Below are 9565 nucleotides of genomic sequence, written 5' to 3'. Positions count from 1 at the left end.
TCCCGTATAATATATGTATGGTAGAGGTTGAGAAGTTTCTAAAGGAAGGTGTAACCTTTGACGACGTCCTTCTCGTCCCGGATTACTCTGAGGTTCTTCCCCATGAGGTTGATGTTTCAACCTACATAACCAAGCGTATAAAGCTCAACATCCCCATAGTGTCCGCAGCCATGGATACGGTCACGGAGGCGCGCCTTGCCATAGCCCTTGCCCGTGAGGGGGGTATGGGCATAATCCACAGGAACATGCCCATAAAGGAGCAGGCGAAAGAGGTGGAGAAGGTAAAGAAGTCCGAGAGCGGGATGATACTCAACCCCGTAACCGTGCGTCCAGAGGCTACCGTCAGGGAAGCCCTTGAGATAATGGAGAAGTACAAGATATCGGGCGTTCCCGTCGTGGACGGCGAAGGTAAGCTCGTTGGCATACTCACGAACAGGGACCTTCGCTTTATAAGGGCTACCGACTACGACAAGCCCGTATCCCTGTTCATGACGAGCGAGAACCTCATAACCGCTCCAGAGGGGATAACCCTTGACGAGGCAACAGAACTCCTCCAGAAGTACAAGGTGGAAAAGCTCCCCATAGTTGATAGTGAAGGGCGGATAAAGGGGCTGATAACTATAAAGGACATAGTTAAGAGAAAGAAGTATCCAAACGCCTGCAAGGACGAGATAGGAAGATTGAGGGTGGGAGCTGCCGTCGGCACCGGTGAGGACTCACTGAAGAGGGTTGAGGCTCTTGTCCAGGCTGGTGTTGACCTGATAGTGGTTGATACAGCCCACGGACACTCAAAGAGGGTTCTGGAGACGGTCAGGGCTGTCAAGGAGAGGTTCCCAGAGCTTGACGTCGTGGCTGGGAACGTGGCAACCGCCGAAGGAACGAAGGCTCTCATAGATGCTGGTGCGGATGCTGTCAAGGTGGGAGTTGGACCTGGCTCAATATGTACCACGAGGGTAGTTGCCGGCGTTGGCGTTCCTCAGATAACCGCCATAATGGAGGCATACAGCGTTGCCAAGGAGGAGGGAGTGCCCATAATAGCGGACGGAGGCATAAGGTACTCGGGCGACATAGTGAAGGCACTCGCCGCTGGTGCGAGCGTTGTGATGCTGGGCAACCTCCTGGCAGGAACAGAGGAGGCTCCCGGCGAAACCATATACTATCAGGGCAGAGCTTACAAGGTCTACAGAGGGATGGGCTCCCTCGGTGCCATGATGTCCAGGCTCTCCTCCGACAGATACGGACAGGAACAGATGGAGAAGTTCGTTCCCGAGGGCATTGAGGGACGGGTCCCCTACAAGGGGAGGCTCAGCGAGGTAATATACCAGCTCGTTGGAGGGCTCAGGTCCGGAATGGGATACACAGGCTGCACTACCATAAGAGAGCTTCAGGAAAAGGCGAAGTTCGTAAGGATAACCTGGGCAGGTTATAGGGAGTCCCACGTTCACGACGTTCAGATAACAAGGGAGGCTCCCAACTACTGGGTGGAGTGAGGCTATGGGCTTTAGGGAGACAGACCTTCCCGGCGTGGGAAAGAGGTACACCTTGGAGCTTGAGGACGGGGGAGAGCTTACCCTGATAATCCACAACACGGGCAGGAGGGAGATCTACATAATAGAGGACGAGGAGGAGGAGCCCACCTGCGTTATATCCCTGACAGAGGACGAGGCTAAAGAGCTCGGCTTCCTCCTGGCGGGCACAACCTACCAGCCTGTAGCTCCTGAGAAGATGGAGCTGATAATGAGGGAGATGGTTATGGAGTGGGTGAAGGTGGGCGATAAGGCGAGCTTTGCCGGGAAGACAATAGCGGAGGCTCAGATAAGGAAGAGGACGGGGGCGTCAATTGTTGCCATAATAAGAAAGGAGAATATGTTCGTAAACCCGGACCCCAACGAGACAAGGATAGAGCCGGGGGACATCCTCGTTGTCGCCGGAACTAGGGGGCAGCTGAAGAGCTTCTTAGAATACTGCGGTGATTGCCACCTCTGAGCCATGGACCATCCCCTCACCCTCCTCCAGATAAACCTCCTATTCATACTGATGTTTTTCTCCGCTCACCTGCTCCGAAAGGTTCAGGTTCCGCCCATAATCTCCTTCCTCCTAGTAGGCTTTCTTGCAAAGTTCTGGATATCCCACGAGAGCACCCAGCCCCTTGAGCTTTTTAAGGAAGCTGGGATAATACTCCTCTTCTTCTTCATAGGCCTTGAGTACTCCTTTGAGCGACTTAAGGGTATGGTGGCTGTTTGGAAACCAGGACTCGTTGACTTTTCCCTGAACTTCTTCCCAGCCCTACTCCTCTCACTCCTCTTTGGCTTTGACCTGATTCCCTCCCTGATACTGGCGAGCATGTTCTATCCCTCAAGCACATCCATAGTTGCGAAGCTACTCATGGACATGAAACGCCTTGCCTCACCCGATGCGGAGCTTCTCATAGGACTGCTGATATTTGAGGACCTCGTAGCGATAATCTTACTCTCGGTGCTCATACCCGTGAGCGAGTACGGAGCTTTAGAACCCAAGACCATACCTATTAGCCTTGCCAAGATCCTCCTCGTCCTGGTTCTCTTCTACCTCATATACACCTTCCTTGTTCCAAGGCTAAAGGGATGGCTGGACAGAGCCTCGGAGGAGGAGAGCTTCGTGTTCTTCCTGATAGGGGGTGTTCTCTCTCTGGGGCTCTTCTTTAAGGAGGTTGGTCTATCGGAGGCGCTCGGTGCCTTCCTTCTTGGTGTCCTCGTCCCCGAGAGCCGGGTAATGGAGAATATAGAGCACCACCTCTCAGCCTTCAAGGAACTATCAATAGGGGTCTTCTTTTTCTTCTTCGCCTACGATAGCGAGCTCGTAGTTCCCCAGAACCTTCCCTTCGTCCTTCTTCTTATAGTGATGGGAGTGGCTCTGAAGATAGTATCAACCTACATAGCAGCGTACATCTACGGCATGAAGAGGAAAGCGAGGCTCAGAACATCCCTTTCCTTCATCCCCAGGGGAGAGTTCTCCGTAATCATAGCCTCCTTAGAGCCGACAGTTAAGCTCATGTCCATACCCTTCATCTTCGCAACGGCACTCGTGGGAAGCTTCATGTTCGTTGTCGCTCCAAGGGTTGTGGATATCATCTATCCTCCTAAGAGGAAGCCCCCGAAGAGGAGAGCTCGTAGAGAGCTTTCTCCAGCTCCTTCCTCTTGAGCTCAAGGTCGTCCTCGTCCGACACGGTTATTGGTCTTCCAAGCTTAACCACCCCACGGGTGAAGGGGTAGGGTATTGTGAATCTATCCCACGTATTGAGGACTATAGCCTTATCAAACTCAGCCACCACCGGAACTATCTTCGCCCCCGTCTTCTGGGCGAGGAAGACAGCCCCCTTCTTAACCTTGAAGGCGGGTCCCTTAGGACCATCAACCGTTATAGCAACGTTTTTTCCTTCATTCAAGACCTCTATCAGCTGGAGGGTCCCCGTTCTCCCTCCCTTCTCAGCCTTACCCTCTTCGCTTGAGCCCCTCACGACCCTGAAGCCCATCCCCTTGAGGAGCCTCGTGGCTATCTCTCCATCTCTGAACCTGCTCGCCATGGTGTATATATCCCTGTCCATCCCGAACATGGCGAGGGCCAAAGCCTGACCGTGCCACAGGGCGTATATCGTCTTTGTGTCCCTGTCAAAGTCGTGCCTCCTCCTCCATCTTATGGACCGGGCAACTAACCTCACGAGGAGGGTTATCAGTGGCATGAGGACAAGCACCGCTCTGAACTTAATTCTTTTCCACATCTTCCGTAGATGATATTATTACTAAAAACCTGTAGCGAGGTGAGTTATGGAAGAGCAATACGTCGCAGTACCTTTCAGCTTGGTTGGCTTCTTTGTGACAAACAGACCCGTTGAGGAGAGCATCAGAGATGACCTCACCCCCGAGGAGCTTGAGAAGCTTCAGGACCTCATAGCGAGGTTTCTCTTCAAGGAGGGAGTGAGGGTTGCCCTGTACCCATCGGTTGTCCCTCCAGACCAAGCGGAGGAGGCTGTGAGCGAGCTTGAGAGCATGATATTTGGAGAGGAGGAAGAATGACGAGGGTTGTTCTCTGCGGAGCTCTCGGGCGAATGGGAAGGAGGATACTTGAGATAGCCCTTCAGGACCCGGAGGTGGAGATCGCTGGAGGTGTTGAACACCCCGACTGCATACCCTCCCTTGACCTGGGAGAGGCAACGGGGAAGGAGGAGCTAAAGGGTGTTCCCCTCACCAGCAGGCTTGAGGAGCTCCTTCCCCTCTGCGATGTAGTTGTTGAGTTTTCGGGCAACACCACCGCCGCCGTTGGACATACAAAGCTCGCCGCCCTTGACGGAAAGGGGGTTGTGATAGGGACAACGGGATTTACTGAGAGCGAGCTGAAGGAGATAGAAGAGGCTTCCGAAAAGGCTCCAGTCCTCCTTTCACCCAACATGAGCCTTGGGGTTAATCTCCTCTTCAAGCTCGTTGAGACGGCTGCAAAGGTGCTCAGAGACAAGAACTTTGATATGGAGATAGTTGAGATTCATCACAGGTTCAAGAGGGATGCCCCGAGCGGAACGGCCGTCAAGCTCGCAAACATATTGAGGGAAACAGCTCAGCTGGAAAGGACGGTCCACTGCAGGGAGGGAGAGGCTCCCAGAAAGGATAAAGAGCTCGGTGTCTTCGCCCTCAGGGGCGGTGATGTGGTGGGAGACCATACTGTGTTCTTTCTGGGCTTTGGGGAGAGGCTTGAGCTTACCCACAGGGCGAGTTCAAGGGATACCTTCGCCAAGGGAGCGGTTGAGGCGGCGAAGTGGATAAAGGGAAAGCCCGAGGGAATGTACTCAATGTTTGATGCGCTCGGTATATGAGAGAGCAGGACCTCCAGAGGCTTGAGTTTCCGGCGATAAAGGAACGTCTTAAGGAGCACGCTCACTCGGAGGCGACCAAGGAGCTTATAGATTCCCTTTCTCCCTCAACGGATAGGGAGGAGATACAGTCGGGGATAGAGCTCTACAGAGCCTTCTTGGAGGTGGAAGGTCTCACCTTTTACAGCTTTCCGGACGTAAGGGAGTTTCTAAGGAGGTCAAAGATTGAGGGGGCGGTCCTCACCGTAGAGGAGCTCCTCCAGCTTAATGAGGTTCTCAAACTTATAAAAGAGGTCAGGAGGGTTATCGGAGAGGCGGCGAGAGAGAAAGCACCCCTCAGGAAGCTCACGAGGAAGCTCCACCAGTTCTCCTCCCTTGAGAACCTGATTGAGTCAACCGTTGACCGGAGGGGCTTCGTCAAAGACTCCGCCAGCGAGGAGCTCTTCAGAATAAGGAGATCTATCAGGAACATAGAAAAGGAGATAATGGAGAGGCTGGAGAGCCTCTTCAAACGCCCCGATGCCTCCAAAGTATTCACCGACAAGATAATAACCCTGAGGAACAACAGGTACGTCGTTCCAGTCAAGAGCTCTCAGGTAAAGAAGGTCTTTGGGATAGTTCATGGCACCTCCTCCTCCGGTTACACCACCTACGTTGAGCCCCAGTTTGTTATTCAGCTGAACAACAAGCTTACAGAGCTCAAAGGGGAGGAGGAAGAGGAGGTGAGGAAGATACTCAGGAGGATAACCTCCTACGTGGGGGACTTCTCCCAAAAGATTGAGGAAAGCTTCTCTGTGCTTGTGGAGGTTGACCTCCTTCAGGCAAAGGTAAAGCTCGCCTCCTCTTACGGTGGTACGTTCCCGAGGTTGGGTGATTACGTTGAGCTCTTGGAGGTAAAGCACCCCATACTCGCCCTCATAAACCATGAGACCGTTCCCGTGAATATAATCCTGAAGGATAAGAGGGGGTTGATACTAACAGGACCCAACACCGGCGGGAAGACGGTAGCTCTCAAGACCCTCGGTCTCGTATCCCTTATGGTTCAGAGTGCTATACCCGTTCCCCTCTCGGAGGAGAGCACCATAAGGATATTCCGGAACGTCTTCGTGGATATAGGGGACGAGCAGAGCATAGAACAGAGCCTTTCAACCTTCTCCTCTCACATGAGCAACATAGCCCAGTTCCTGCCAAAGTCCGACGGAGAGGTTCTCGTCCTGCTTGATGAGCTCGGTGCGGGAACCGACCCCGTTGAGGGCTCCGCTCTGGGTATAGGTATCCTTGAGTACCTCAGGAAGAGAAAGGTGTGGGTCTTTGCCAACACCCACCACACACCCATAAAGCTATACGCCGTCAGCTCCGATTACTTCGTTCCTGCAAGTGTCCTCTTTGACAGGGAAACGCTCAAGCCTCTCTACAGGATAGCCTACAACACCGTAGGCGAGAGCATGGCTTTTGAGGTGGCGCGAAGGTACGGGATACCGGAGGAGGTTCTTGAGATAGCCCAGAGGCATCTTCAGGTTCCCGGGAGGGAGTACATGGGTGCGGTTGAGAAGCTATCCGACTACACACGAGAGTATGAGAGAAAGCTATCAGAGGTTGAGAGGCTGAAGGAAGAGCTCAGCAGGGAGAAGGAGAAGTACGAGGAGCTATCTAAGGAGTATATGGAGTTCAAGAAGAGGGGGTGGAAGGAGGCTTACAGGGAGGCTAAGAGCTATCTGAGGAAGCTCCTAACCGAGGGGGAGGAGGTGCTCAAGAAGGCAAAGGATAGGGAGGAGCTAAGAAGGTTCGTAGAGGAGCAGGAGAAACAGCTGAGCCTCTTCGTCCCCAAAGAGGAGGAGAGGATAGAGGTGGGGGACTGGGTTGAGTTCATGGGCAAGGAGGGGAAGGTTACCCAGATAAAGGAAGACAAAGCACGGGTCAGCTTTGAGGGCATGAAGGCTTGGGTTCCCCTTGAGTCGCTCAGGAAGGTTAAAAAGGAGAGAAAGGCAGAACCCCATACCACCCCGAAGGGGTCCCTCTCAAGAACTGAGATAAACCTCATAGGTATGGATGCGAACACAGCCCTGATAGAGCTGGAGAAGTTCATAGATGAGGCGTGGGCTGCAGGACACAAGAGCGTGAAGATAGTCCACGGCGTAGGGAAGGGTGTCCTTAAGAGCGTTGTCCACGACTTCCTCTCCAAGTCGGACAAGGTTCGTTTCTACAGGGAGGCTTACCCGAGAGAGGGTGGAGCTGGGGTGACGGTGGTCTTTTTGAAGAACTCGGAGTTATCATAGAAGGCATGGGAATGGTTCTTGAGGTTATCCCTGTGGGACCACTCGCCGTGAACTGCTCCGTCCTTGCGGACGACAGGACGGGTAAGGCTGTCATCATAGACCCGGGGGCGGATGCGGACAGGATAATTGAGGTTGCCGGTGAGTTTGAGGTGATAGCGGTGCTCAACACCCACGGACACATAGACCACGTGGGTCAGGTTAGGAGGGTGAAGGAGCACTTCGGAGTCCCCTTCTACCTTCATCCAGAGGATATCTATCTTATTGAGAACGAGATATGGGAGGGATTTGCGAGCTACATAGGGGCTGAGCCCTGCCCCCCTCCCGACGTCCTTCTTGAGGAGGGGATGGAGGTCGCCGTGGGAGAGCTCAAGCTCAAGGTGATGCATACGCCGGGACACACACCGGGTCTTTGCTGCTTCTACATTCAGGAGGAGGGCGTTCTGATAGCCGGAGACCTTCTCTTTAAGGGTAGCGTTGGAAGGTGGGACCTTCCGGGAGGGGACCCCGAAAAGCTCAAGAGCTCCCTCAGGAGGGTGTTTTCGGAGCTTCCCGATGAAACGATAGTTATCTGCGGACACTACGAGGAGACAACCATAGGCTACGAGAGGAAGTTCAACCCATACCTCCACGGGGGTTTGCTGTGAGCGAGCCGGTCGTGAAGGTTGAGAACCTTTACAAAGAGATAGAGGGAAGAAGGATACTCAAGGGTGTCAGCTTTGAGGTCTGGGAGAGGGAGATATTCTCCATAATAGGAGGGAGCGGAAGCGGAAAGACCACGATAACTAAGCACATAGTGGGGTTGTGGAAGCCTACCTCCGGCAGGGTGATAGTCTTCGGTAAGAGCGTACCCGACCTCTCCATTGAAGAGATAGACAGGCTCAGGGAGAACATAGGCTACGTCTTTCAGGAGGGAGCCCTCTTTGACAGCCTGAAGGTATGGGAAAACGTTGGCTTTTACTTCCTTGAACACACTAACATGGGAAGGAGGGAGATAAGGGAGATAGCCCTTGAGAAGCTCAGGCTGGTTGACCTTGACGAAGATGTCCTTGACCTCATGCCCTCGGAGCTCTCGGGAGGTATGAGAAAGAGGGTCTCCATAGCCAGAGCCATAGCCACAGACCCCAAGCTCATAATCTACGATGAGCCCACCTCCGGTCTTGACCCCATAACGAGCAGGGTCATAGACAGGCTCATCCTTCAGCTCAGGGAGAGGACGGGAACGACCGCAATAGTGGTAACCCACGATATGGTCTCAGCCTTCTCCATATCCGACAGGCTGATGGTTCTGAAGAAGGGGGAGGTGGTGGCTATGGGGGGTCCCGAGGAGGTTTTAAACTCCCCCGACCCCTTTATCCAGGAGTTTATAGGAGAGCTCAGGGACTGCTTAGCTAAGGATGGCAGGAGCTCCTGAGAAAGTCCTCCTCATTACGGGGTAATCGTTCTTTACTCCCTTGGAGAGAAGGTACTGGAAGAGGTGGTTGCTTCCGGTGTAGAAGGAAACGGCGGAAGAGACAAGGTAGAGGTCCCACATCCTGACGAACTCCTCTCCGTACATCTCCCTTACCCTGTCCACATTATCCCAGAACCTCTTCCTCCACTCCTTTAGGGTTCTGTAGTAGTGGGGTCTCCAGTCGTCAATATCAATCAGGCAGAAGTCCATACCCTCAAAGGCGCAAAGAACCTCAGGTATCCCCGGCAGGTAGCCACCGGGGAATATGTACTTCCTTATCCACCTGCTCTGGGTGGAAGGATGGACCTTACCTATGGTGTGGAGCAAAAATAGACCTCCTTCCTCAAGGACTGAGCCCACCGTTTTGAAGAAAGCCCTGTAGTGCTCCCTGCCCACGTGCTCAAACATGCCAACCGAGACGACCTTGTTGAACCTCTCTTTCAGCTTCGGAAGGTCCGCGTAGTGCATAAGGTAAACCCTCACCCTGTCGGACAGGTTTCTCCTCTCTATCTCTTCCTTCACGTAGTTGTACTGGTTTTCTGAGAGGGTTATCCCCACACACTCCACATCGTAGAGCTCCGCTGCCTCAAGTATCACAGAGCCCCAGCCGCACCCTACATCAAGGAGCCTGTCTCCGCTCTCCAGCTGGAGCTTTTCGTAAATTATCCTCCTCTTCTCCCTCTGAGCCTCCTCAAGGCTCATGTCGGGGGAGCTGAAGAAGGCACAGGAATAAGTCATTGAGCTGTCAAGCCATAGTTTGTAGAAGTCGTTTCCGAGGTCGTAGTGTCTCTGGACGTTCTCCTTTTCCTTTAGCTTGTTTACAAAGCTTATTGTGTTCATGACCTTGAAAAAGAGGACTGAAAAGTTCTTGCTCCCCTCAAGGCTGTTCACGTATCTTACCCCAGCGATGAGAACCTTCTCCAGGTCGCCCTCCACATCTATCTCCCCCCTCATGTACCCCTCACCGAAGCCCATCTCGGGGTCCTTAAGAGTCCTCTT

General features: G+C 53.3%; 10 protein-coding genes. 8 read left to right on the top strand and 2 right to left on the bottom strand.

The annotated features are described in order from the left end of the window. Positions 1-17 precede the first annotated feature (17 nt). From guaB to AC1HCM_RS00765, 3 genes are read left to right on the top strand one after another with little or no spacing between them, the layout of a single operon-like run. The gene (gene guaB, locus AC1HCM_RS00775) at positions 18-1490 is read left to right on the top strand and encodes an IMP dehydrogenase (RefSeq protein ID WP_479459868.1); all 1473 of its coding nucleotides are present in this window, start codon (positions 18-20) and stop codon (positions 1488-1490) included. A gap of 4 nt (positions 1491-1494) precedes the next feature. Beyond that, the gene (locus AC1HCM_RS00770; RefSeq protein WP_479459867.1) at positions 1495-1986 is read left to right on the top strand and encodes a cation:proton antiporter regulatory subunit; all 492 of its coding nucleotides are present in this window, start codon (positions 1495-1497) and stop codon (positions 1984-1986) included. A 3-nt stretch (positions 1987-1989) separates the two neighbouring features. Continuing rightward, complete coding sequence (locus tag AC1HCM_RS00765) at positions 1990-3180, top strand: cation:proton antiporter (protein WP_479459866.1); 1191 nt, start codon at positions 1990-1992, stop codon at positions 3178-3180. On the opposite strand, the gene AC1HCM_RS00760 is transcribed toward AC1HCM_RS00765, so the two are convergent. Further along, positions 3119-3757 carry a lysophospholipid acyltransferase family protein gene (locus AC1HCM_RS00760; RefSeq protein ID WP_479459865.1) on the bottom strand — a complete coding sequence of 213 codons (639 nt, stop codon included), beginning with the start codon at positions 3755-3757 and terminating at the stop codon, positions 3119-3121. The genes AC1HCM_RS00765 and AC1HCM_RS00760 overlap by 62 nt on opposite strands. A 46-nt stretch (positions 3758-3803) precedes the next feature. Here AC1HCM_RS00760 and AC1HCM_RS00755 point away from each other — a divergent pair, with 46 nt between their 5' ends. Genes AC1HCM_RS00755 through AC1HCM_RS00735 form a run of 5 tightly spaced genes read left to right on the top strand, consistent with a single transcriptional unit; the run spans position 3804 to position 8527 of the window. After that, complete coding sequence (locus AC1HCM_RS00755) at positions 3804-4052, top strand: hypothetical protein (RefSeq protein ID WP_479459864.1); 249 nt, start codon at positions 3804-3806, stop codon at positions 4050-4052. Continuing rightward, positions 4049-4843: a 4-hydroxy-tetrahydrodipicolinate reductase gene (gene dapB / locus AC1HCM_RS00750; protein ID WP_479459863.1), complete on the top strand. Its 795-nt coding sequence runs from the start codon at positions 4049-4051 to the stop codon at positions 4841-4843. Before AC1HCM_RS00755 ends, dapB begins: the two co-directional genes overlap by 4 nt. After that, positions 4840-7116, top strand: a complete 2277-nt coding sequence (locus AC1HCM_RS00745; RefSeq protein ID WP_479459862.1) for an endonuclease MutS2 — start codon at positions 4840-4842, stop codon at positions 7114-7116. The genes dapB and AC1HCM_RS00745 overlap by 4 nt, the downstream gene beginning before the upstream one ends. Before the next feature lie 11 nt (positions 7117-7127). Further along, positions 7128-7760 carry an MBL fold metallo-hydrolase gene (locus tag AC1HCM_RS00740; protein WP_479459861.1) on the top strand — a complete coding sequence of 211 codons (633 nt, stop codon included), beginning with the start codon at positions 7128-7130 and terminating at the stop codon, positions 7758-7760. Next, positions 7757-8527, top strand: a complete 771-nt coding sequence (locus AC1HCM_RS00735; RefSeq protein ID WP_479459860.1) for an ABC transporter ATP-binding protein — start codon at positions 7757-7759, stop codon at positions 8525-8527. The genes AC1HCM_RS00740 and AC1HCM_RS00735 overlap by 4 nt, the downstream gene beginning before the upstream one ends. On the opposite strand, the gene AC1HCM_RS00730 is transcribed toward AC1HCM_RS00735, so the two are convergent. Then, positions 8501-9565 (bottom strand): class I SAM-dependent methyltransferase (locus AC1HCM_RS00730; protein WP_479459859.1); only part of this gene is annotated, 1065 nt, incomplete at its 5' end. The genes AC1HCM_RS00735 and AC1HCM_RS00730 overlap by 27 nt on opposite strands.

The sequence above is a fragment of the Hydrogenivirga sp. genome (genome assembly GCF_056450045.1).
This window is presented reverse-complemented; position numbering and strand designations above follow the sequence as displayed.